Annotated in this window: 21 protein-coding genes; 17 read left to right on the forward strand and 4 right to left on the reverse strand. The window is 36.8% G+C overall.

Annotated elements, in window-relative coordinates; all coding sequences use genetic code 11:
* Position 1: 1 nt before the first annotated feature.
* The 5 genes from DCS95_RS04995 to DCS95_RS05015 all read left to right on the forward strand — a co-directional run bounded on the left by DCS95_RS04995 (position 2) and on the right by DCS95_RS05015 (position 5,229).
* Positions 2–2,404: an aminotransferase class I/II-fold pyridoxal phosphate-dependent enzyme gene (locus tag DCS95_RS04995; RefSeq protein ID WP_116769704.1), complete on the forward strand. Its 2,403-nt coding sequence runs from the start codon at positions 2–4 to the stop codon at positions 2,402–2,404.
* 15 nt (positions 2,405–2,419) lie between these two features.
* Positions 2,420–3,259: an RteC domain-containing protein gene (locus DCS95_RS05000; protein ID WP_116769705.1), complete on the forward strand. Its 840-nt coding sequence runs from the start codon at positions 2,420–2,422 to the stop codon at positions 3,257–3,259.
* Positions 3,260–3,542: 283 nt separating this feature from the next.
* Entirely contained in the window at positions 3,543–3,827 is a 285-nt protein-coding gene (locus DCS95_RS05005; protein WP_116769706.1) for a helix-turn-helix domain-containing protein, read from the forward strand.
* Between the two features lie 3 nt (positions 3,828–3,830).
* Positions 3,831–4,583, forward strand: a complete 753-nt coding sequence (locus DCS95_RS05010) for a hypothetical protein (RefSeq protein ID WP_116769707.1) — start codon at positions 3,831–3,833, stop codon at positions 4,581–4,583.
* Positions 4,567–5,229, forward strand: a complete 663-nt coding sequence (locus DCS95_RS05015) for a P-loop NTPase family protein (RefSeq protein WP_116769708.1) — start codon at positions 4,567–4,569, stop codon at positions 5,227–5,229. Before DCS95_RS05010 ends, DCS95_RS05015 begins: the two co-directional genes overlap by 17 nt.
* A 104-nt stretch (positions 5,230–5,333) precedes the next feature.
* Here DCS95_RS05015 and DCS95_RS05020 read toward each other — a convergent pair whose 3' ends face one another.
* Positions 5,334–5,966 carry an N-acetylmuramoyl-L-alanine amidase family protein gene (locus tag DCS95_RS05020; protein WP_116769709.1) on the reverse strand — a complete coding sequence of 211 codons (633 nt, stop codon included), beginning with the start codon at positions 5,964–5,966 and terminating at the stop codon, positions 5,334–5,336.
* Between the two features lie 189 nt (positions 5,967–6,155).
* On the opposite strand from DCS95_RS05020, the gene DCS95_RS05025 reads away from it, so the two are divergent.
* The 9 genes from DCS95_RS05025 to DCS95_RS05065 are packed head-to-tail and all read left to right on the forward strand — an operon-like array spanning position 6,156 to position 13,309.
* The gene (locus DCS95_RS05025; RefSeq protein WP_073243663.1) at positions 6,156–6,443 is read left to right on the forward strand and encodes a hypothetical protein; all 288 of its coding nucleotides are present in this window, start codon (positions 6,156–6,158) and stop codon (positions 6,441–6,443) included.
* The gene (locus DCS95_RS20450; RefSeq protein ID WP_116769710.1) at positions 6,444–6,722 is read left to right on the forward strand and encodes a hypothetical protein; all 279 of its coding nucleotides are present in this window, start codon (positions 6,444–6,446) and stop codon (positions 6,720–6,722) included. It begins immediately after the preceding gene.
* Entirely contained in the window at positions 6,715–9,117 is a 2,403-nt protein-coding gene (locus tag DCS95_RS05035) for a TraG family conjugative transposon ATPase (RefSeq protein WP_116769711.1), read from the forward strand. Before DCS95_RS20450 ends, DCS95_RS05035 begins: the two co-directional genes overlap by 8 nt.
* Positions 9,118–9,121: 4 nt before the next feature.
* Positions 9,122–9,703: a conjugal transfer protein gene (locus DCS95_RS05040; RefSeq protein ID WP_116769712.1), complete on the forward strand. Its 582-nt coding sequence runs from the start codon at positions 9,122–9,124 to the stop codon at positions 9,701–9,703.
* Between the two features lie 2 nt (positions 9,704–9,705).
* The gene (locus DCS95_RS05045; protein WP_116769713.1) at positions 9,706–10,548 is read left to right on the forward strand and encodes a hypothetical protein; all 843 of its coding nucleotides are present in this window, start codon (positions 9,706–9,708) and stop codon (positions 10,546–10,548) included.
* A gap of 20 nt (positions 10,549–10,568) precedes the next feature.
* Positions 10,569–11,177, forward strand: coding sequence for a conjugal transfer protein TraK (locus tag DCS95_RS05050; protein ID WP_116769714.1), 609 nt, complete (start codon positions 10,569–10,571; stop codon positions 11,175–11,177).
* On the forward strand, positions 11,174–12,103 hold the full coding sequence (gene traM, locus DCS95_RS05055) for a conjugative transposon protein TraM (RefSeq protein WP_116769715.1): 930 nt from the start codon (positions 11,174–11,176) through the stop codon (positions 12,101–12,103). The genes DCS95_RS05050 and traM overlap by 4 nt, the downstream gene beginning before the upstream one ends.
* Positions 12,100–12,930, forward strand: a complete 831-nt coding sequence (locus tag DCS95_RS05060) for a DUF4138 domain-containing protein (protein ID WP_116769716.1) — start codon at positions 12,100–12,102, stop codon at positions 12,928–12,930. The genes traM and DCS95_RS05060 overlap by 4 nt, the downstream gene beginning before the upstream one ends.
* Positions 12,931–12,937: 7 nt before the next feature.
* Positions 12,938–13,309 carry a hypothetical protein gene (locus DCS95_RS05065; RefSeq protein WP_116769717.1) on the forward strand — a complete coding sequence of 124 codons (372 nt, stop codon included), beginning with the start codon at positions 12,938–12,940 and terminating at the stop codon, positions 13,307–13,309.
* Between the two features lie 8 nt (positions 13,310–13,317).
* Here DCS95_RS05065 and DCS95_RS05070 read toward each other — a convergent pair whose 3' ends face one another.
* On the reverse strand, positions 13,318–14,676 hold the full coding sequence (locus DCS95_RS05070; protein ID WP_116769718.1) for an RNA-binding domain-containing protein: 1,359 nt from the start codon (positions 14,674–14,676) through the stop codon (positions 13,318–13,320).
* A gap of 151 nt (positions 14,677–14,827) precedes the next feature.
* Here DCS95_RS05070 and DCS95_RS20455 point away from each other — a divergent pair, with 151 nt between their 5' ends.
* The 3 genes from DCS95_RS20455 to DCS95_RS05085 all read left to right on the forward strand — a co-directional run bounded on the left by DCS95_RS20455 (position 14,828) and on the right by DCS95_RS05085 (position 19,539).
* Positions 14,828–16,015 carry a hypothetical protein gene (locus DCS95_RS20455; protein ID WP_244178385.1) on the forward strand — a complete coding sequence of 396 codons (1,188 nt, stop codon included), beginning with the start codon at positions 14,828–14,830 and terminating at the stop codon, positions 16,013–16,015.
* Between the two features lie 72 nt (positions 16,016–16,087).
* The gene (locus DCS95_RS05080; protein ID WP_116769719.1) at positions 16,088–17,968 is read left to right on the forward strand and encodes an ATP-dependent nuclease; all 1,881 of its coding nucleotides are present in this window, start codon (positions 16,088–16,090) and stop codon (positions 17,966–17,968) included.
* A 5-nt stretch (positions 17,969–17,973) separates the two neighbouring features.
* Complete coding sequence (locus tag DCS95_RS05085) at positions 17,974–19,539, forward strand: UvrD-helicase domain-containing protein (RefSeq protein ID WP_116769720.1); 1,566 nt, start codon at positions 17,974–17,976, stop codon at positions 19,537–19,539.
* A gap of 25 nt (positions 19,540–19,564) precedes the next feature.
* Here the strand turns inward: DCS95_RS05085 and DCS95_RS05090 are convergent, their stop codons facing one another.
* A complete protein-coding gene (locus tag DCS95_RS05090) occupies positions 19,565–21,535 on the reverse strand; it encodes an ATP-binding protein (RefSeq protein ID WP_116769721.1) in 1,971 nt (656 codons plus the stop codon).
* Positions 21,536–21,645: 110 nt separating this feature from the next.
* On the reverse strand, positions 21,646–23,226 hold the full coding sequence (locus DCS95_RS05095; protein ID WP_116769722.1) for a type IV secretory system conjugative DNA transfer family protein: 1,581 nt from the start codon (positions 23,224–23,226) through the stop codon (positions 21,646–21,648).
* Positions 23,227–23,230 lie beyond the last annotated feature (4 nt).

The raw sequence follows: 23,230 nt of genomic DNA on the forward strand, positions 1-23,230 counted from the left end.
TATGGCCAAGATCAAACATCACAATTTTTTGAACACGGTACACGAAGTATTTACGGATGCAATACAGGAAGGCGTATTGCATTTATATGCAGAGGGAAGTTCTTTTTCAGGAAGAAAAATAAGGGTAAAAAACCGGGACATGTTCCATTTTGGCACCACAGGATATTTGGGTCTGGAACAAGACTATCGTTTAAAAAAAGCGGCCATTGAGGCCATTGAACTTTATGGCACACAATTTCCACTTTCCAAATCCTATATCTCCAATCCGTTGTACCATGAATTGGAAACAAAGGTGGAACAGATGTACGGAACGCCGACCATCATAACCAAGAACAGCACCTTGGGTCATATGGGTGTCATACCCAGTACCGTGGATGATGATGATGTCATTATTTTAGACCATCAAGTGCATTGGAGTGTTCAGAACGCCGCCAAGATGTTAAAGACCCGGAGTGTTCCCATAGAGATGATCCGCCATAACGACCTTAACATGTTAGAGGATAAATTAAAAAAACACATCCACTCCAAAAAGCACATTTGGTACATGGCGGACGGTATATATTCCATGTACGGGGATTATGCTCCGGTGAAGGAGCTGATGGCTCTGGGTAAGAAATATCCACAGTTACATTTCTATTTCGATGATGTACACGGAATGAGCTGGGTCGGGAAAAACGGTACCGGATATGTATTGGACCAACTGGGCGAACTACCGCACAATGTTCTACTTTTTGGTACTTTGAGCAAGACCTTTGGGGCGAGCGGTGCCCTTTTGGCTTGTTCAAATCAGGAACTTTATAAAAAAATTAAGACCTTCGGCGGACCGTTGACCTTTTCCGCGCAATTGGAACCGGCCTCCGTCGCTGCGGCCATTGCCTCTGCAAACATCCACTTATCCCCTGAAATATATACACTCCAAGATGAATTAAACCAACGTATCACCTATTTCAACTCTCTTTTAAAAGAAACCGATCTTCCCCTTATCGATTATAATAATTCTCCTGTTTTCTTTATTGGTACCGGAATGCCCAAGACAGGGTATAACTTTGTCAACAGATTGATGAATGAAGGATTTTTTGTCAACTTGGGCATCTTTCCTGCGGTACCGGTAAAGAACACTGGGGTGCGAATCACCATTTCCAGACATAATCAAAAGGAGGAGATAGAAGCTTTAGTGGAGGCCATGGTCCACCATTTCCCAAAAGCATTGCAGGAAACCCAGACGAATAGCGAATGGGTGTTCCATGCCTTTAATCTTTCACCAAAAATCAAAAATGAGATCCGACCGACACAAGGGGTAATCGTCGAAGTATACGACAACATTAATACTATAGATAAAGTGCTGTGGGACAGACTAATGGGCGGACACGGTGTCTATGATTGGGAAGGCCTGTCCTTCTTGGAAAAGTCCTATCAGAACAACTCGAGAAAGGAATACAATTGGATATTTCGGTACGTATTCATCAAGGATGCAAAAGGAAGCATCGTTCTTGCCACCTTCCTGACACATTCCTTATGGAAGGACGATATGTTGGCGAACGAGCAAGTTTCACGTACCATTGAAACGGAGCGGAAGACAAATCCCTATCATCTCACATCGATGGTGAGCTCCATTGGATCACTGTTCACGGAAGGGAGCCACATGTTTTGGGATGAAAACCACCCAATGGCTCGTAATGCCATGATTGCACTGGTGCATTTAATGGAAGACCAACAACGTGAACAAGGCTCCTCCATGATTGTCATGCGGGATTTTCCCAAAGAAACTCCATGGCATAGGCAACTACAAGGGCATGGATTCGTTCGGGTCCAAATGCCGGATTCATGTACGGTAGAACTGAACGGAGTATCTAGCTTGGACGCCTATACTGCCAAACTTTCCACCCGAAATCGTAGACATTACCGAAATGACATCCAACCCTTTTTGGACAACCTGAAAATTCAAACGGTAACCCGTTGTTCTGTTAGCCAACTGGCACAGGTGAAACAGCTGTTCGCTAATGTACATCGAAATAATCTTGGTCTGAACACCTTCGCATTCCCGCAACGGTTATTCGAGCAGATGAACGAACACCCCAATTGGGAATTCATAACAGTCAGCTTTCTTGATCAGCCAGAAGAGTGGATTGGGGTAATGCTATGCTACACCAATTTGAATTGTGTCTATGTTCCCGCTTTCATTGGCTTGGACTATAGCACAATTGATGAATTCAGTACCTATAGGGTGCTATTATTGATGACAATCGATCGTGCCATTGCATCTGGATTACCGAAAATAGATATGGGTATGACTGCAGCTTTCGAGAAAAAGAAGCTTGGTGCAAAGGTGTATGACAAATATGCCTACCTCCAGACCGAGGATAACTATACCTTGGAACTCCTTGGCATCATGGAAGGGCAATGAAGAAACCCCATCACTATGAAATATCAAAAACTGTTATCGGAATTCAAGAACCAACTGGACCAACTGGAAAACGGTAACGGGGATATTTTGTTTAAAGCGGAATCCGGGATATCACAAGTGGAAAAGTACCTCAAAAAACTCCGGGTACAGATTAATGAGAAGACCTTTTCCTCCCTCGTGGACGAAATTTATTTCTTCAAGCATATCAAACCACAATTCTTCAGTAAACTGATCTATTATGGCCGACTGTTCAATATTGAGAGCAAAAGGCCCAGGGGCAGTAATGCAGCCCAGATTAAATACCTGAAGAACCAGATCGAAAAGCTACAGATATTCTTTAACGACAATCTTGAATTTTATAATTACTACCGCCGTGGTGCCAATTCCTTGGATGAACAATACTTTGTTCGGGGAAACCGTGACCTACGGCTGCCCTTAGAATCCTTTCACTTTTTGATAGACGTTCATTTTTCCACCTGTCAGGACGGTACCGTAGCGAACATCATGGCTTATGATATGCTTATCGTATACCTACAAGGTGAAATCGATTTCTTGACAATTAGCATCGACGAATTAAAAGATAAACCTATGGAACGACCTTCTAAACTTTTTTGGACCGGTAGCAAGACCGACCTGATCGAGCTTATCTACGCCCTACATTCCAGTAGCTCCATAAACAGTGGGACCGTGGATATCAAAGAACTGGCGGCACACTTCGAACATTTTTATAACATAGACCTCGGTAATTACTACCACACCTTTATAGAAATCCGTTCTAGAAAGACCGTTAGGACCAAGTTTTTGGATAAGCTCATCGAAATGCTCCAGAAGCGGATGGACGCCTTTGATGACTGAATCCGAATCTCCCACCTCTATCCCAAGGTGGGAAATCTTATTTTATGGACATACCTCATGAGGGTTGAACGTATTTTATGTATGTGGACGGTCGTTTCCCTATCGCAATGAACCAACATCCTCCAAAATTTATATTAAAAAAAACATTCCCACCTCTATCATAGCTATTGAATTTTATCGAAAACGGCGTTGCACTTTTGTAAAACGAAAGTCAAATCACGATCGGGACCATCAGTTAAAATAAAAACTTTTGATGGTCCCTTTCATTAAAAACCGTTTTATTATGCCGACAAGTATCATTACAACAGACGACCTCCGGGAATTCAAATTAGAATTGCTCGCTGACATCAAAAAACTTCTCACCCAACAAACTTCCGGGACTATCAAAAAATATCATAAATCAGCTGAAGTCCTAGACCTTTTACAAATAAGCCCGGGAACCCTACAAAATCTCCGTATCAACGGCACGCTACCCTACATTAAAATAGGCGGTCTCATTTATTATGATTCTACAGAAATCCATAAGGTTATGGAGGCCAACCGTGTGCAACACGGTCTTAATTCTTAGGGGATGAATTACATAAAGCTACTCAATGCGGCTTTTGAAAAGTTCTTTTTTGATGACCGGCTCAATCCTACGCATATCAGTTTGTATATGGCGCTGTTCCAAGAATGGAACAGCTCTAGATTTGCGGATGAATTTTACGTGAACCGCAGGGATTTGATGCTTGCTTCTAAAATAGGCTCAAAATCCACATACCACAGATGTGTGACCGATTTAGATGCATGGGACTACCTAATCTACTTTCCTTCCAACAATCCATACAAGGGCAGTAAAATTAAGATGTCCATTATCGGGACAAGTGATGAACCGGATATGGGACGGTACAGTCCCATATTAGAACAGGTTGCGGAACAGTACCGTCCCAATGGTGTACCGCTTACGGGACAGCACCATTCCATAAACGGACAAGTTGTGGACTCGCACCGTCCCATAGGTGGACAAGCATTGGTATCTACTATATACAATACCAAACAAGTAAACAGTATAAAACAACCAAAGGGCTGGCAGGCCGTTATTGATTTTTTTATTGAAAAAGGTTTTAATGCTGATGAAGGAAAAAAATTCTATGAACACTATGAAACTCGCAATTGGAAAACCAGCGATGGAAAACTGATTAGAGATTGGCGCGCCGTAGCCACAAATTGGATGGATAGAACTGAACTTTTCGCTGAGGAAAACAAACCAAACTTTAAAGAGGCGTCCCAAATCAAGGACAACTTGCGAACCACTAAAAACAAAGACTATGGACAACCCCTCTAAAATTACCGAAGGTGGCGTGGAATATTCGCTAGGAAAATTTGATGGCAAAAGTGTATTCTACGATTTTGATAAGATTTTGATTTACTTGAATGCCAAAGGCAGACAATTATTCGGGAAAAATTTCAGAATCTACGATGAAGACATCACAATCATCCGAAAGCTCTGCCATTATTTTATCAAGGATAAGGACAATTGTGAAAAGTATGAAATCGACATTGACAAGGGCATTTTACTTTCTGGACCAGTAGGCTGCGGAAAAACAAGTTTAATGAAATTATTGCGAGACATCGTACCGCTGCAAAGACCATACGAAATGATTCCGTGTAGGAATGTCGCTTTTAGTTTTAACCACCTGGGCTTTAAGACTATTGAAGATTATGGAAACACTAAATTCTATTGCTTTGATGATTTGGGTATTGAGCCTGCTGGACGATTCTATGGTAAAGATTTGAATGTGATGGGCGAGGTCCTTTTGTCTCGATACGAACTTTACCTTGAAACCAAACACAAAGTCAAAACCCACGCTACTACAAACCTAAATGCTGAAGAATTGGAAGAACGCTATGGCAATCGTGTCCGTAGCAGGATGCGAGAACTGTTTAATTTGATTGCTTTTGATAAAGGGGCTGGGGATAAAAGGAAGTGATTTACTTTCTAAAGGATTTATATAACAAAACCACTTCTGAAATAAACTCTTCAATAATAACTTTCAAACTCTTTGTCAACTCTATAAATATGTCTTTCACAACGCTACTGTTTTTTTAGGGATTGTAAAATGGCCAACGCCATAAATTTTATGTTTGTGGTATTTGATAAATATTCGTTTTCTTCTTTATTAGATAGGAAGCCTAATTCCAAGAGAACAGAAATACAATTACCTACTGTTTCCCGAAGTACCTGAAAATTTGCAAACTTTATACCTCTACTCTTATACCCAATTACTTTGCAAAGCGTCTTTTTAATTTGATAAGCAACAAAAACAGATTCTTTAGAATGTTCCCCTTGCTTACTCGACGTGTAAACTTCAATTCCTCTTGCATTTGGATTATCCGAATGATTACAATGCAACGACACAAATAAATCTACTTTTAAGATTTTGGCGAGCCTTATTCTATCAGATAATGAAATAAGTGTGTCCTTATACCTGGTCAAATAAATATCTAAAGGTTTTCCTAATTCTTTATTTAGCTTCAAAATGGCATTCGCAATATCCAATACGATGTCCTTTTCTTGAATTTTATTTATACCAATTGCACCAGCATCTTTTCCACCGTGTCCAACGTCTATAATTATTCTTTTTTGAGCACTCATTTCTTGTCCAAAAACGATGCACATTTTTAGAAGCAAAAAGACAAAACTGACGTTCTTGAGCACTTTTTTCATTTTTAATTTTCAGGTTATCAACAACTTCCCTTTAAAAATCCATAGGATTTGATGCTAAATAATAACAACCGAATTCAAATAGAATCAAATAATATTTTATTCACAAATTACTGATTTACAGTATTTTATGTTCAAATATATGTAAATTTCTAATAACGAAAACAACATAAAAATTCTAAACCTTTTATTATGAAAAAATCAATCTATTTGGCAACTTTTTTGTCGCTGCTCTCAACATCACTTTTTGCTCAAATTGGGGGAATTGAAGATTCTGTTAATGATGTTGGCGATACCATCAGAACCATCTTTCCAATTTTACTTGGGGTTATATTTCTAGTTGGTTTCCTATTTAATGCTGGACACTTCTTTGGGGAAAATGCTGACCTGAAAAAAGGAATAACGAGAGTACTCGTCTTTGTACTTATTGCTGGCGCAGTTGTAGGCATCTTCACATACTTAATAGGAATCGTAGTATAGATGAAACGCTTCGAGGTCTATAAAAACATTAGGAAACGGGCAGTCATTTTTGGGCTGCCCATTTCCCTGTTTGCCTTAATGATGGTTTCCATTTTGGCTTCGTTGCTCATCATCATATTCTCTTTCAGCTTTGGGATAATAATAGGTGTACTGGTATTCAATGCTTCCCTTTATGTGGCGCTGACACGAATAGCCCACAATCCACAGCTATTCCAAATGGCAAAGGCTTTCCCAAAAATCATTAGTAACAAAAGAAACTCTGGCTTCGATTATGAATAAGATTAACCTTTCGGCATATCAACCTATTGTAGATATTCAGGACAATATCGTATTTGCCAATAATGGCAACGTAGTCTTGTGCTATAAAGGTAATCTACCAGAAATCTATTCCTTATCTGAAAAGGATTTTGAGGATATGCACGGTGCTTGGTTTCAGGCATTAAAGTCTTTGCCTGTTGGTACTGTGGTTCACAAGCAGGATATATACCTGAAGAAATCTTATACTTCGGAACAACTTCCGAATTCTACTTTTCTGGAAAAGGCTACCCACGAACATTTTAAAGGTCGTGGGCATATTGAGCATAAGTGTTACTTGTTCTTTATTTTGACCAAAAACAAGGCTCTAAACAATCCTAAATATGTCAATCCCTTTAGGAAAATTTCAAAGGGAATTGTACAGGAATTGGATGATAACATTAAGAGTTTCGTAAACTCTGTAAGCGATTCTGTTTCCTTTATCAACAATAGCCGAAAAATGGCATTCCTTCCGCTTAAAGCGGATGAGATACAGCACCTCACAAACTGTTATTTCAACGGTTTCAATGAGGGTTTTGATACGGACATCATATTAGATAAAAAAAGCGTCAATATTGGCGAAAACCATTTTGATGCCCTTGCCATCAACAGCGAACTGTGCTTTGGCGAAAGTGTGCAGAGTAGCAAAACCAATGAGAAATTCACTTCTGACGATTTTGTGTTTCATCAAGGGTTTATTGATGGCTTAGGGCTTACGTTTAATGAGAACCATATTGTCAATCAAATCTTGTATTTGGATGACAAGCAAAAGTGGCGCAAACTGCTCGATAAAAAGATTGAGGAACTCAACAAAAGTTCAAACTTTGGTTCACAGAATAAAGTGGTGCTTGGTAAAATCCAGCACATCCTTGACCAAATCAATGCTGATGACAATGCCCGAATTATTCGTGGTCATCTCAATATTGTCTATTGGGCAAAAGAAGCCAAAGAGCTCGACAAGATAACTTCAAAAATCAAGACTGAATTTAAGGAATTGGATATCATCCCGTATTATCCAAGAGGCGAAGAACGAAAGAATTATATTCTAAATAGTTACTGCTGTTTCTCGTCCAATTTCTCGAATAATGATTTATATGTAACCGATTTAAAACACGCGCTTTGCCTTTTCATCAATAATACCAATTATAAAAGCGATTACACCGGAATCATCTTTAATGACCGTGAACATAACATTCCCGTCCTGAAGGATGTCTGGGATGAAAAGAAAAAACGCATCAAGGCACGGAACTTTGCCATTTTCGCCCCAACAGGCGAAGGAAAATCCTTTTTGGCTAATAACATTTTGCGCCAGTATTTTGAAAGTGGTGTTCGTCTGGTCATTATAGACTTAGGCGGTTCATACACCAAATTCGCAAAGCTCTATCCTGAAAAATATACGGTGCTTCGCTATGAAAGTGGAAAGAACCTTGGTATCAATCCATTTTATATAAGTGATACAAATGACCTCACACCAGAACGGTTGGAAGATTTATCGGTGTTCCTTTTCGAACTGTTTGCTTCAGATTTAAAGGTTACAAAAGCACAATCGGTATCGGTTAAAAAGATACTACGCCACTATTACGATAGCACTTCAGAAAATCACTCTTTAGATGGTTTTTACAGTTTTATAGAAAGGAATCAGAATGATCTTCTGGACACCTTAAAAATCCATCCCGACTACTTCAATGTTACGAGCTTCTTGCACGTAATGTCCGAGTACGTCGGCGATGGTCTATATAGCTTTCTGTTTGAAGTGAGTGAAGACCAGACTTATAAAATTGAGGACAAACGATTGATTGTTTTTGAACTGGATGAAGTTAAGGACAATAAGGAAATCCTGTCCGTAATGTTGAAGCTAATTAAGTCAGCCATCCAAAGAACCATTTGGAAAAATAGGGCTGAAAAAGGTATCATCCTTTTCGACGAGTTTGCCAAACAATTGAAGTTTGAAAATGTTCTGGAAAGCGTAGAATTCTACTACCAAGCCATACGTAAACAAAATGGTGCGATTGGGATTATTCTTCAGTCGATAAATCAGCTGCCCAACAATTCAACATCGGCGAGTATATTGGAAAACACACAAGTTATTTATAGCCTAAATAACGAAAAAGGCTATGATGAACTGGTCAAACGTCTCAACCTATCCAGTCACGACTTGAACCAATTAAAGTCCATCAAAAACAACCTTTCTGGTCCACGCAAATACACCGAAATGTTCATCAAGATAGGCAGGGAAAGTAACATTTTCCGTCTCGAAGTTCCGAAGGAAGTCTATGCAGCCTACCTAACCGATGGACAGGAAAACGAAGAAATAATGAAGCTCTACAACGAGCATAGCGATATGCAAAAAGCAATAATTCAATTCACATCTAAAACATAATATTATGAAGACAAAAATCAAAATTTTAGTAATGACAGTAGCCTTGACCTTATTTATGTCGGGAAATGCTACCGCACAAGGAATGCCCACTTATGACAATACCAATTTTATCAGTTTGGTAAAACAACTATTGGAATCAGGTAAACAGACCGCTCAAATGATTAAGTCTGTAAAATTCCTAAAGGATGCTAAAGAAGCCATCGAGCAAGTATCAAGCGTAGTTCAACAACTCAACGCTGTCCAAGAAATTGCAGACAATAATCAGCGTCTTATCAATGTAATGCAAAATGATTTACAGGACATTTTAAACTCGCCCTACATCAAACCCGATGAAGTTTCAAGAGTTATGGAATCATTCGATGCAATAGTCCAAAACTCATTAGAAACGGTAGATTTTATTGATGAAGTTTTATCCAGCGATTACCTAAAAATGAGCGATGCCGAACGTGCCGAAATACTCAAAGTTAAAGAGCAAGAATCGAAACAAATGGTTTCTACCATTACCACTAAAACAAAACGGTATCGAGATATTATTTCTTTCAGAAAAATGCAGGATAAAGTAAATAACCGAGAAACAGATTACTAAAAATGACCGCAACTATACTTTTAGGGATTGGGTTGGAATACATCGATGCGGTGTTCCAGACCATACAGAGCAGCAACTTCTCGCAATACACTATTGCCGGAATGAAAACGCTCGCTGTCCTATTTTTTCTGGTTAACATCCTGAAAAAGTACAATGAAGGTGTTGCGGATAAAGACGGTTATACTTGGGGATTGAGCCCAGGGGACTTGATGAAGAATTTTGCCATTGTCATATTAGTAATTTTCTCAACGCAGGTGTTAGGGTTCTTTGATGGGATATTGGTAGCCATCGAGGGGCAGTATAGGGGCACAGCACCTGCGTTATTACCATTACAAATGCAGGACATTCCTTTAGAGGAAGACGTAAGTCTTTTTGATGCTGCGAGCTCAGCAATGACCCTTTTATACGAAGCTTTAGTAACACCATTGTATGGGTTTAAGATATTGGCATTTATTCTAAGCACTATACTTTGGATTCTTGACCTATTCATTTATCCGTTGTTTTTGGCAGAGCGTTTTTTCCTTTTGGGGATAATGCAAGCGTTCTTCCCTTTGGTCATTAGCCTTGCAGTATTTGAAAAATTCCGTTCACTTGCTTATACATTCTTCAAGTTGTATGCTGCTGTATATATGTTAGTGCCGGCATTCTTTTTAGTCAATGTATTTGTTAACGCTATTTATACGGAAATCAACACCAATTTTTGGGTCAATTTATTTGGAACTGATACAGGTCAAGGCTTTTTTGCGCCTGTTGTTCAATTAGGTTCTGTTGCATTTATTGTTTTCCTGAAATTCAAATTGTACAAACGAGCAACGTCCTTTACACTCAGATTATTTACTGCCTAAGGCAGATTAAAAATAAAAATATGAAAACACCATACAAGAACATTTACAACGTCCTAAAACTGAATCGGTTTATCGTTTTGGCAGTTGTTGTCTGTGCATTACTATCCAGCACTTTTTCAGTTTGGATGGTATTCAACACAAATCAAAAAGCGCTCAATAGCGCCTTTGCCATCAACACAGATGGTAGTATCATTCCGCTGAAGCTAGTGACGCAAAAAGAGAATTTTCAGGTTGAAGCTTTGGCGCATTTGGACCTGTTTCATAATTACTTCTATAACATAGATGCCAGTAATTATGAGCGAAACTTGGAAAAGGCATTGTGGCTGGGTAACAGTTCTGTGGACAATCTCTACCGACAGAAAAAAGCAGATGGTGTTTACAATAGATTACTTCAGTATTCATTGGTTCAAAAAGTACTGAGCATCGACTCAAGGATTAATGAAAGCAATGGCTCGTATGGTTTTACAACCACGACCATTTTTGAAATCAATAGAGGCTCAATTATCGACACCTACGAATTGGTTTCAACAGGAAACCTGATTATGGTTGACCGTAACTTTCCCAATAATCCGCACGGACTTCTAATTACAAATTACTTCGAGAACACTTTAAAAAAAACTAAACGATGAAAGTTGAAAAGAATAAAATAGTATTCGCTGCCGTATTGGCTGTGATTTTCATATTCCTGATTTCCTATTCCGTAATGGTATTGGGCGATGATGATACTGAAACTGAAAACCTAAAACAGACCTTAGTGCCTGATTTAGAGGAAAACCAAAAAGAATACGACTCTAAACTGGATGCTATAAATGACTTAAAGAAAGTTCGTGAAAATAACGCGCCCAGCATCTACGATGAAAAGCTCATTGATTCCTTGGGATTCTACGACCCAGATTTACCAGAACGCGAAAAAGAGCGTATCGTAGATAGCATCTATGAAGCTGGCAAAATTCAATATTCATCGAAACGATACCAAAACTTAGGACAGAAAAGAACAGTTCGCAAAGCGGTATCAAAAATTGATTCTACTGAAGTAAAAAGAGAACAAAAAATTGAAGCCAAAGAATTAGGCTTAGAACATCAATTGTTCTTTGCCGCATCGCCAAAACCCAACGAGTTTTCAATCATCGGTAATACTGATGAAACAATTTACGTAGTAGTAGATGGCGACCAAATAGTCAAAGCGAATACCAGATTACGAATGCGCCTTACCAAAACAGCTACCATCAATGGTAAGCTGATGCCAAAGAACACAACTATTTTCGGTTTTATAAGCTTTCAACCTAATCGTGCGCTCATTGAAATTGAAAACATAAAGCACCATCCTACAAAACTCAAAGCTTTTGATTTATCTGATGGTAGTGAAGGTATTTACGTACAGAACAATTTTCGGGCAGAAGCCACCACCGAAGTCTTGGACGATATTATTGGCGACATCAACATTCCTACCGTACCACAAGTTGGTGGTATATCCAAAGTACTCAGACGTAACAACCGAAACGTAAAAGTTACGGTATTGAATAATTATAAATTAATTCTAAAACCTAAATTATGAGAGCAACAATTTTAATATTTGCGATACTGATTTCCGCTTTCGCGAAAGCGCAAACAACTACAGTTCTCGATACCATATATGCCAACGACACCAAAAACGTTGCATTATTCTTCCCTGAACCTATTCGGCAAGGAATAACCGGTTCAGATAATTTTGTTTTTACTTACAATCGTGAAAAAGAACAGTATTTTGGACTTCTTCAGGCAAAGCCTGGGAAGGAAAGTAATCTGTTGGTAGTCAATAGAAATGGTTCAATTTTTTCGTATATTGTAAGATATAAAAAACAGCTATCTAAGCTCAATTATTTCATTCCGCTATCCAATAGTATCGGAAATGAGAAACCAATTAAGGTCGATTCGATTCTTGCTGAATCTTCTGAAGAACGTGTAGATAATAGAACGTATTACTATCAAAAATTCTGCTCGTATCTTCTTAACGGAAACCAGCGTATCGGTCGGATTAAGAAGCGAACGCAAGACATTGTCTTGACTGTTGAAAATGTTGTTTTTGATAAGGAAGAACTCTACTTCGTTATCCAGATTGAGAATAATTCTACTTTGGATTACGATTTGAATTTCTTAAACCTTTCGATTGAAACAAGACAAAAAGGGAAAAGAAAATCGTTGCAACGCCTGTATCAAGAACCAACGTACAAACACAATCTGCCTTCAAAAATTGCAGAAAGTGAAACTGTGCGCTTCGTTTATGTATTGCCCAAATTTTCATTATCTAATGACCGTAGGGCGATTTTAGAATTGAATGAAAAGGATGGCGAACGAAACATTGAACTGAAAATATCACATAGATATATCAATAACCCAAATTAAGAATATTATGAAAAAAATTGTCGTTTTCTCGCTCGTACTGCTGTTCCTTTCTTGTGCCGATTCTGATACTAAAATTTCGGAACCGAGTGCCACATCCCAAATCGTCATCGAAAGCTTTTATGAGAAAGATGAGGAAGCTTTAAAAGCCAACTCAACACCACAGGCATATTCTAATTATATGAATACTATAAATATGTTCAATGCGACGGTAAAGGATGATTCAAACTTTACAGTTTTGCAGGATACGATTATGGGTGACGTGGCTTGGGTAAAATATACTACAGCCTATGATAAGACACCGGGCCTTTTTAAACTGGTTAAGCAAAATGGCAAATGGTTGGCGGATGCGAGAGGCTCAAAGGATAAATCGCCTTTTTAAAAGGATACTTACTGATTTTTTTCGAGATTAATTTCCCAATAGCCTTGTGTGCCACCGTGGCGTTTTATAAACCCTTTGGTTTTGAGCGCATTTATATGTTTGCCCACAGGGGATTCATTGATGCCTAAAGCTTCAGCTATTTCAGTATAAGTAATAGTAGTATTGGTTGCAATAAGTTTAAGTACTTCTTTTTGTCTTTTAGTAAGTATATCTATAGCATCTATTGCACCACCTGTTGCACCACCTGTTACACCACCTTTTTGACCATCTTCTCTAATAGTAGATTCATCAGCAACTTCTTTAGCAATAAAAGTCATTCTAAGAAAGTTATCGGAAAAACTAAAACTCTCTTTTCCATAGTGTTCTAAAATACGAGGGATGCCAGAACCTAATTGTTCAACCAGTTCTAAATCTTTAAAAATTCGCATCAGTTCCTTATTTCGTGGAACTGAAAAGCCTTCAAAAAATTCTTGCTTGCTCAATCCTTCCGGAAGACCACCAGCTGATGTGATTTCGATTCTATCGGTAAAAATCTCAAACTTTGGGGTAATCTCATTGGTATAGTCATTATGCACAAACGCATTAATGATTGCTTCTCGCAAGGCGATGGGATGCCAAAGGTTGGCTTGTTGTCTTTCTTTTGATGTGATTTTTGTGGTTGTTCTGTTCTCGACCGCAATTTTATCTATCACTTGTTTAGTAGCCTTAACTAAACATTCGTGACCATATTCGTTGCTTTCTATTAAGTCTGTTCTGGTTATGCCTGAATATTTGGCGACTTTAATTGAAGTGTTATTTTTGTCTGCCAAAAGATAGCCGGCATAATTAAAAGCACCATCTTCCGTAAGTAGTTCCAAGTTCTTTGCAAAAGCTTTACCAAGGGTGTACCCAGATTCTTCGTAGTAAATTTTTAGCTGTCCGAAGCCTAAATCCTGCCGTCCTGCTTTAATCTTGCTGATGGAATTTCGGGTACGTTTAGCAAACAGCTCATCTATCATTTTTTGGGGCATCGGTTCAGCCGCTGAACCCAAGCGAATAAAACAACCCTTTTCGCTCATCCCGTATTTTTTAAGATAATATGGTTTTTCTGGACCGCTGGCCACTATGATTTTCAGAATGTTCTTGCCGTCCCTTTCCTCACTCACAATATCAAACAGACCAAGGGCGGAAGGGCGAATGTTGTTTTTTAACCTATCCTTAATCTTCAACTGGTCGCCATCTGCATCAGCCAGACCGTAAGTGTTCCCTTCCTTATCAATACCGATATATATAATGCCACCTTCGCGATAGTTCAAAAACGCAATGACCTCTTTTTCAAGTCCATCAGACAGTTCTCGTTTGTATTCTATGCGGTTTGTTTCGGTCATTAATTCAAATAAAATCGGACAGTAAAGATAATAATATTAAGTTGTGAAAATAGGTTTTAGTACCTTGAGATAAGGTACCTGATATTTTTAAATTCGGAAATCATATTTTATTCTTTCTTTGTAGAAACTAGTTTATACACACATCTTTTTAATGACATCATCTGAACAATACGTAACTGACCTCTGCCAAAAATCATTTCTTCCTTTTTGGAATTTCCCCAATCCAATAGGTAAAAAGAATAAAGAGCTGTGTGATGTTTTAGTTGTGTGTGGCTATTATATTTTAATTATATCTGTAAAGGATATTAGGGTATCTAGCCATACTGATAAGAAAGTTCAATACGAGCGTTGGGTCAAAAAGGCTGTGGAAGATTCAGCAAAACAAATTTATGGGGCTGAGCGTTTTCTCAAAACTACTAACGAAGTCTTTGCGAAAAACAGAAAAAACATAATTTCACTACCACCTAAAAACGAAAGAATAATATTTAGAATTGCAATTGCTTTTGGAAGTGATAACACATTTCCGTTACCATTTGGGGATTTTGGTCAAGGATACATTCACGTTTTTGATGAAGAATCAACCTCTATTCTTTTAAACGAATTGGACACTATAACCGATTTTACAAGATACCTTAATGACAAAGTGGAATTTTTAAAAGGGAAATACTTTTCAATGCCCAAAGAATCTGATTTTCTTGCTTTCTACATTCAGACTGGTCTTGATATTGATGAAAAAGCTGATTCAATAGTATCAGATGGTGGCTTATGGGAATCTTACTTAGAATCCGAAGAATATGTAGAGTGGCAAAAACTTTTACCTCAAAGTAAAATTTGGGATTATATGATTGCTCAATTGCACGACTATCATATTTCCGACGATACAACAGATGAACGTAGGAATGAATTTGAGGAAGCCATTAGAGTAATTAATCTAGAATCGCGGATAAATAGAATAGAGTTAGGTGGAATACTCGATAATGCAATTCAAAGAAAATTAAGTGCAAGGATGCTAAAACCTTTAAAAGATGCTAAACATTGTTACGTTTTTATGCCATTAACACCTAAGAATTGGGAAGGTAAAGAAAATGAGTTAGAGTTTAGATGTATGGTAGCTAGAATGGAAAACCCAACTGTAAAAATGGTTATTGGCATTGGTTTTGGAAATAATGGTGACGGACACGATGTTTATGATATTTGCTCTCACTACATTCCTGAAATGAGTGAAGATTTTATTACACACGCGAAGGAAGTACAAGACGAATTAGGGTATTTTAAAAAGCCAACTATCTCAAATAGTAAATCTTACAGGAAGGAAGATTTTAAAGGATTTGGACTTTAAAAGTTATTCTTCTTTTTATGCAGGATTAACTTTGTTAATTTTATAACCTAAAACCAACCTTTCGACTACCATATGTATGTATCGCAACTTGAAGTAACAAATTATAGGAATTTTAAAAATTTTACTGTTAAACTAAAACCGGTAACGCAAATTATTGGTGAAAACAACATCGGTAAATCCAATCTTTTAGACTCTTTAGGTTTAATATTTAGCCAAGAAGTGTCTTTTTTCAAAAGGCGTATGTTAGAGGTCTCAGACTTTAATTACGAGACTATTCTGAGGCTTAAAAAAGAAATTCTTGATACTTCTATTGAGCCAAAGGATATTTCCTATCCAAAAATTACAATAAAAGCAACTCTTAAGGATTGGGATATAAAACAAGAAGCTGTTATAACTGACTGGATGAGTAATTCTGAATTTACAGAAGCTACTCTTACCTATACGTTTGCACCAATATCATCTTTTGATACAATTGAAGAAATAACCCAGCAAAGGCAGTTTCTTAAGGACTACGAAAATGAATTAGGGTCTGAGAAATTTACTAAAATACCAGAAAGCGAAATTCTTAATCTGATAAATTTTCCCATTTCAAAGTACCACTATCGTATACACGGTGGAAATCAAAATGAGAGCGTAGCGAATACCTATCACTTAAACCAACTTAAGTTTGAGCTATTGGATGCACTCAGAGATGCCAAATCAGAACTTTCCGCAAGTAGGAATAATGGATTACTTTTTAGAGTGCTTAATGCAAATGAAGAAACCGAATATCAAGACTTAAAAAAACAGTTAGTAGGTCTTCAGCGAGCAATTGAAGGTAATGTAGCTATTTCAGGAATAAAGACTCGGATTTCAGAGCAACTTGATAAAATTTCATTGAGTACCGAAACATCCAATAATGTTGTAGACCTTATATTCTCTCTGCCAAATGTATCAGACTTATTGAGGAAACTGAGCCTAATTTACAACGATAACCCCATAAAAATCGAACGTAATGGAACTGGGCGAAACAACCTTCTTTTTATTTCGTTAATGCTCTCTTTCATAGAAGATCCTGAGCGAATGCAGTCCACTTTCTTCAGAATTGTCGGACTTGAAGAACCAGAAGCGCATCTTCACGCAAATCTTCAGAATCATTTAGCCTCTAATCTTGAAGGGCTTATAAAAAAAGAGGACGGTACTTACAGAAAGGATATACAGCTCATTCTAACTTCACATTCTAACCATATTACCACCAAAATAGATTTCGAAAATACTGTGGTGCTTCATTATAAAAACGGCATCGTACAACCTCATTATATATTGGAAGGTTTTGGAACAACTGCCGAAGAAAAAAGACAAGTAAACTATCTCAAAAAATATCTTGATAGTGAGAATGTCAATTTATTTTATTCAAGACGATTGGCATTGGTAGAAGGGATTTCTGAAAAACTTCTATTTCCTATATTCTATAAAATCCAAACTGCCGAAACTATTGACCAATCTGCAACTGCTGTGGTTAATGTAAATGGACTTGCCTTCAAAAATTTTATACAAATAATCGTAAACGGTTTTCATACAAGGTGCTTAGTTTTAACTGATAGCGATATTGGAACACAAACAGAGCATAGGGCTCAAGAACTTAAAGACAAATATGATGCTGTAGATGAAGTTGATGTTCAAATTTCTGAATTATCTACGTTTGAAAAAGATTTAATTGACTGCAATAAATCTGGAAATGGTAAAAAAATCTTGAGTAAAGTTGTTCAACTGGTACGGTCTAACTCTGGGAAAAAATATGTAGAAGAATTAGGTACAAGTGATATTGATGTCGAAGGGTATTTTGCTTTAATTGAAGGCTTTAAAAGCGAATTTGCTTTGCAACTCTCACTATCGCTGGCAGAAGACCATAGCGGTTTTACAATACCAAAATACATTGAAGATGGTATTAAATTTTTAGACCCTTTGATGTAATAGATATGGGAAATGTAAGTAAGCCAAAACTTGTTATCGCTGGTCCAGGGGCTGGAAAAACCCACGGAATGGTAGACGAAATAATTCACGCACTAAAATCCTTGGAACGTCATCGTTATATGATAGTTGTTACCTATACCAATTCGGCAACAAAAAACATAAAAAAACGGCTCGGTAAGAGAATAGCCATACCACCTAATTTATTTATTGGCACCATACATTCCTTTTTGAATAGATTTATAGTGATTCCGTATTCGAGTTTACATAACGAAGATGTCAATGGTGAAAAATTGTTTATTCAATGTGGAACTGATGATGTTTTAAAAAGGATGTTTGATAATAGTGGTGAAACACCAGACTATAAGGCTAAAAATTATATTAAAAGTAGATTGACTACGTCCTTACACAAAAGTGGATACATTACCTATGACCAGACCCTCAATTTAGCTGAAAAAGCCATCACGAACCAGAGAATAAAAGAAATGTTGGCTAACAGAATACAATATTTGTACGTGGACGAATTTCAAGATACTGGAAATAAAATGTTCTCAATAATAGAATCTCTTAGAAAGGAAAAAAAGACAATAATATATTGTGTTGGCGACCCAGAACAATATATTCAAAGCTTTGACTCTTCAATTAGAAACTTCCAAAATATCCCGATTCTCAAAGCTTCAAGAACGAACCAATATGAGACCCTATTAAATAAAACTAATAGACGCTCAGTAAATACGATTGTAACATTCTTGAATAATTTTAGCAAACGTGTTTACGAGGACAATACTTTTGAACAACAATGTCATAACGAGATACTTGGCACACCTGTAAAATTTATAAGTGCGACCCAAAATATTACGGCAATGCTTCCAGAATTCTTTGCTCGATGTGAAAACGAAAACATTTCACATAAAGAACGAGGTATAATAGCCAAAAAGAATGATGTCGTAAATAAGGCTATCGCCGCTTTGAATGGAAATGTTCTTGCCCCAGATAAATCTGCTAAGGTTTCAGCAGTTTCAGAAATCAAAGACACATTACTATCCTCTTTGGGAACTACCCAAAATGCCTTTTGTGAAGAACAAGGTTTAACGCCATTTGATTTAAGGATAATGGCGGTTCAAATAATAAGAGCCATTCGTGCGGAAGTTATAACAAACGAAAACACTTTTGCTGCTTTCGTTAAAGATGAGTTTGACCTTACTATTGAAAACAACATACCTTTTAAATTGGATAATCTAAGGCAAATTATCGTTTCTAACACCGATTCAGAAGCTATAATGGTTTCAAACATTCATAGATTTAAAGGACTTGAATTAGATGCTGTACTCGCTGTTGCTAAAAATGAAGCAGAACTAAATCTTTGGTTAGAAACTGATACTGCAACCAGGGATGCACATTCGGACAAAGGCACAAGTGACTATCCAAGATTGGGCTATGTAGCCTTCAGTAGAGCAAGAAAGGTGTTGTGCATTGCTTGTTTAGAGCCCATTTCAGATGTAACAAAGGAAAAGTTGAATAATTTAGGGGTTGAAATAGATACTCCAACCTTAAAATTTCCTGAGTTATTATAATTGATAAATCATTTTGAAATTTATTCTAAGAATGAGTTTTTTTCAGTTCATTAGGTAAATATTCGCTATATTTTGATTTCAGATAATCCAAATTTTGTTGGTTATCCATTAAATTTATATTCAGCTTATCTTTTATGAATTCATATCGAGTTCTGGCTTCATTAAGAATATGTCCCCAAGTCAAAACGTAAACGTCATATAAATCAGTAGCGACTACGTGTCCATATTTTCTATCGGTTTGTTCTAACTCTGGTTCAATGTCTGGTTTGATGTCTTTAGTTATTAAAAGGAATTTCCATTTAGTTTTTTCCTTCGGAAATCTTTTGTCATTACAGATTCTAGAAGCATAAAGTTTTATTTGCATAAGCTCTTCAACTCCAGCATCAACTTTAGGTTTTTTTAATTCAATTATCAAATTAGTTTTGTGTCCTGGAAGTCCTTGCGGAAATTGTCTCCAAAGACAAACATCTGGAATAATTTGTAGTTCAGAATTGGATTCGCTAGTTACAATTTCTTCAAAATCTGTTCTACCTAAATGCTTCAAATATTCTTTTAAAACATTTTTGAGCGTAATATCATCAACTCCATAAGTATATTCATCACCGAATAACCAAGTTTCGTTAACGAGGATTTTATGCAAATGTTTTCTTTCTAAAACATTTTTGTTTAACTCTTTATTGTAAATCAATTCTTCCAGACCATTGATAAAACGTAATCTGTTTTTAATCTCTGTCATAGTATCTATAATACTTGACAATGAGGTTTCCTCTAAAATCTCAACAAGCTCCTCTCTTTTTTCATCAGGTAATTCTATTACCTCTGTTAAAATTCTTTGAAGAGAAGAAGAATCTTTTTCTAATGCTTCTTTGATAAGTGAAAGCGTAAACTTTTTACTTTTATCATCTTGATTTTCAAAGTCTGGTAAGTATTCGTTGACTTGAAGCGCAACAATGTCAAAAACTTGTCTTTTGCTTTCCTCTACAAGTGAATCAGCATTCTCTTTGTATGGATAAAGCCCTTTTGACTTTAATTCTTTAATGAACTCTCCTGAATATAAATGAAGTCGTTTTCTAACATATTCACGAGCAAATTTTTTAGCTTCTCCATAAGCACCTTGCAATATATCGTCAAAATTTTCTAAATCAATTAGATTTTCTCTATGTAACTTTTCTACATAAATTGACTGTATAAAAATTGAAATAGGAATTGTTGACCTAATTCCAAGATTCAATTCTTTGAATGGAACACCTTTGGTGTTACATAAATATGTTTTCTTTTTTATGTCAAAACTCCATTCGATTACTTTAATTAAGAAACGGTATGATAATTCTCCGTCTTCTACAAGAAAGTCTGTTTCGTCTGTATTTTTTATTAAAGATTCAAATTCTAGTTTGTTGCCATTAAAGTAAATATTGAAATCATTATAGTTTATCCAATAAGAAGCGAACTTTTGCTCTATTTCTTTTCTGAATTTAACATCTAGTGCTTGATTTACATTCTCTTGATTTACATTTTGAATCTCAACTTTAAAACCCGTTTCCGTATTTCCCTTTGGAAGTGTTTTTAAATCACTAAAGTTTGAATGAGATAAATTATTGCGGTCAAACGTAACTGTAAATTCTTTCAATGATTCTCCATTTTGATAAACACTCGTGAATTTAACTAAATCCCCTAACGCAAGCGATTTATATCTTCCTTTTCCTTCCTTTCCGTGATAATGTCGTCCACTTGGACTTGTGTTTTTCAGTTTCTTTTCGGAACCACCTAATCTGCCAAATACGTCTTGAGCTCTTGTATATTCAATTCCAAGTCCGTTATCAATAACTGTAAGATTTTCATATCCACCGAGTTTGTTTTTAACGTATTCAATTTTAATTTCTGTTGAATCGGCATCAAGAGAATTCCATATAAGTTCAGAAATTGCTGTTATTCCACTCGCTCTAGTTAAAGATTCGATATGGTCTTGCTCAACTCCAACATCAATTATTTTTGGCATATTCTATGTTTTTTAGCTTGAACATAATTCGTTTTATAAATGCTCAATATAATATTATCCAATCAGTTTAATATAGAAAAAAGAAATTTTCCTTGGCTTGTTATTATTTGTTAATTAAATATCGACCTCGCTTCTTCATAAACCCGCTCAAAATTAGCTTCTAAATCAGCTTTAGAAAACTGTTTAGTTTCAATAGGAAGTTCCCTTTGAATATCGGCTAATTTAAACTGTACCTTCTTATCCCTACCATCGGCATAAGTGATAAATTCGCCCTGTTTCAACCTAAAGAAAACATCTGCCCTAATCTTTGGGATTTCCTTTTCGCCTGTAGTGATGCGAGTATCAAAATCAAGATTATGACCACGACTTATGCTTTTGGTTGGGTCTTTAATGATTTCAAAAAAGCGTTCGTAATATTTGGCGGTATCTGGGTCGTTTACCTTACCGAAAAACTGATAGGACAGATTGCTTAAAATCGCCTTGCTTGCCTTATCGCCATACATCATATCGTTCTGAATCTTGTCTTGCATCACGTAAATAGTTGAGATGTTGTAACTACGTAAGGTTGCTGGAATACGATGCATATTCAATAATCTAATGGTTGGCGCCTCTTCCATCAGCAAGAACGACGGTTTAGAATTCCGCACGCTCATTTGCTTCGTAATGGTGTGTATAATTGTGGCTATTACTGGCGAATACGAAGTTTCAAATTTTGGGTTGTTGACTATCGAAATTACCGCTGGATTTTCTTCGCTGTTGATATCGAGTGGCACTTCATCTGCGGACAATGCCATAAAAATACGTTGTGTACTAATTCGTTTCAGCGCATTGGCCAAGGTGCTTTTTACACCAGCAGTCTGTCTTTCAGAATCTTTGCCACTAATAAAAGCATCTGCCATCGCCCTTGAGGTGGTGTTGGTTTCCAGAAACTGGATTAGGCTTTTTGTATCAAGAAATTGATAAACAGCTATCAAATGGGGTAACGTACAGTATTTTGGATATTCCGTTTTTAATTTCCAAATCAATCCACCAATCAAACCTTCCGCAGCATCGTTGAAGAATTTTGTTGTTCCCGTAGTTCCGCTTTCTCTTTGTTCTAGTAGATTTTCGATTAAGACCCTTGAAACCTCATTAACGCTTTCCTCGTTCTCTAAATAACGTGGCGCAATAGGATTTACCCTATGGATGATTTTATCGAAGGAAATGACCTTAAACGGAATATCGCTATCCTTGAAAAGTGGATATGCCATTTCGGTCAATTCAAAATCTTTATAGTCGTGGATGATTCCACAAAAACCTTCTTTTTGGAAGTGTATCAGAAATCCATAAACCACACTTTCGGTTTTTCCGCTTCCAGCGGATCCGATGACGGATGCGCCACGTTTGATGTTATTTAATTTGAAAATTCCTTTGGTGGTCGCAAAGTTGACTTGGTATTTACTATCTCCGTTTTGCGAGCTTTCTGTTTTATGAAGAAAAACGTATAGTCCTGTATTAATTAATAGTAGCGGACAAACTAGATACAACAAATTCAATGTTAATTCATTTCCAGCAGCAACATAGAATACGAGAAATGACAGTATTGCGATATTCAAAAGAAACGCATACTTACTTACCCGAAACATTGCATAGAAAACCATACTGGCCAGACCAATAATTGAAAGTGTCGTTATGATATTATCTATCTGCATAATA

Source organism: Maribacter litoralis (assembly GCF_003075045.1).
Classification (GTDB): Bacteria; Bacteroidota; Bacteroidia; order Flavobacteriales; family Flavobacteriaceae; genus Maribacter; species Maribacter litoralis.

Excerpts from the sequence above, each read along its gene's own strand:
- DCS95_RS05025 (WP_073243663.1), top strand. The coding sequence starts at position 6,156 with ATGAAAAAATCAATCTATTTGGCAACTTTTTTGTCGCTGCTCTCAACA.
- DCS95_RS05040 (WP_116769712.1), top strand. The coding sequence starts at position 9,122 with ATGAAGACAAAAATCAAAATTTTAGTAATGACAGTAGCCTTGACCTTA.
- DCS95_RS20450 (WP_116769710.1), top strand. The coding sequence starts at position 6,444 with ATGAAACGCTTCGAGGTCTATAAAAACATTAGGAAACGGGCAGTCATT.
- DCS95_RS05010 (WP_116769707.1), top strand. The coding sequence starts at position 3,831 with ATGAATTACATAAAGCTACTCAATGCGGCTTTTGAAAAGTTCTTTTTT.
- DCS95_RS05005 (WP_116769706.1), top strand. The coding sequence starts at position 3,543 with ATGCCGACAAGTATCATTACAACAGACGACCTCCGGGAATTCAAATTA.
- DCS95_RS04995 (WP_116769704.1), top strand. The coding sequence starts at position 2 with ATGGCCAAGATCAAACATCACAATTTTTTGAACACGGTACACGAAGTA.
- DCS95_RS05090 (WP_116769721.1), bottom strand. The coding sequence starts at position 21,535 with ATGCCAAAAATAATTGATGTTGGAGTTGAGCAAGACCATATCGAATCT.
- DCS95_RS05080 (WP_116769719.1), top strand. The coding sequence starts at position 16,088 with ATGTATGTATCGCAACTTGAAGTAACAAATTATAGGAATTTTAAAAAT.
- DCS95_RS05050 (WP_116769714.1), top strand. The coding sequence starts at position 10,569 with ATGAAAACACCATACAAGAACATTTACAACGTCCTAAAACTGAATCGG.
- DCS95_RS05020 (WP_116769709.1), bottom strand. The coding sequence starts at position 5,966 with ATGAAAAAAGTGCTCAAGAACGTCAGTTTTGTCTTTTTGCTTCTAAAA.
- DCS95_RS05035 (WP_116769711.1), top strand. The coding sequence starts at position 6,715 with ATGAATAAGATTAACCTTTCGGCATATCAACCTATTGTAGATATTCAG.
- DCS95_RS05045 (WP_116769713.1), top strand. The coding sequence starts at position 9,706 with ATGACCGCAACTATACTTTTAGGGATTGGGTTGGAATACATCGATGCG.
- DCS95_RS20455 (WP_244178385.1), top strand. The coding sequence starts at position 14,828 with ATGACATCATCTGAACAATACGTAACTGACCTCTGCCAAAAATCATTT.
- DCS95_RS05060 (WP_116769716.1), top strand. The coding sequence starts at position 12,100 with ATGAGAGCAACAATTTTAATATTTGCGATACTGATTTCCGCTTTCGCG.
- traM (WP_116769715.1), top strand. The coding sequence starts at position 11,174 with ATGAAAGTTGAAAAGAATAAAATAGTATTCGCTGCCGTATTGGCTGTG.
- DCS95_RS05070 (WP_116769718.1), bottom strand. The coding sequence starts at position 14,676 with ATGACCGAAACAAACCGCATAGAATACAAACGAGAACTGTCTGATGGA.
- DCS95_RS05095 (WP_116769722.1), bottom strand. The coding sequence starts at position 23,226 with ATGCAGATAGATAATATCATAACGACACTTTCAATTATTGGTCTGGCC.
- DCS95_RS05000 (WP_116769705.1), top strand. The coding sequence starts at position 2,420 with ATGAAATATCAAAAACTGTTATCGGAATTCAAGAACCAACTGGACCAA.
- DCS95_RS05015 (WP_116769708.1), top strand. The coding sequence starts at position 4,567 with ATGGACAACCCCTCTAAAATTACCGAAGGTGGCGTGGAATATTCGCTA.
- DCS95_RS05085 (WP_116769720.1), top strand. The coding sequence starts at position 17,974 with ATGGGAAATGTAAGTAAGCCAAAACTTGTTATCGCTGGTCCAGGGGCT.
- DCS95_RS05065 (WP_116769717.1), top strand. The coding sequence starts at position 12,938 with ATGAAAAAAATTGTCGTTTTCTCGCTCGTACTGCTGTTCCTTTCTTGT.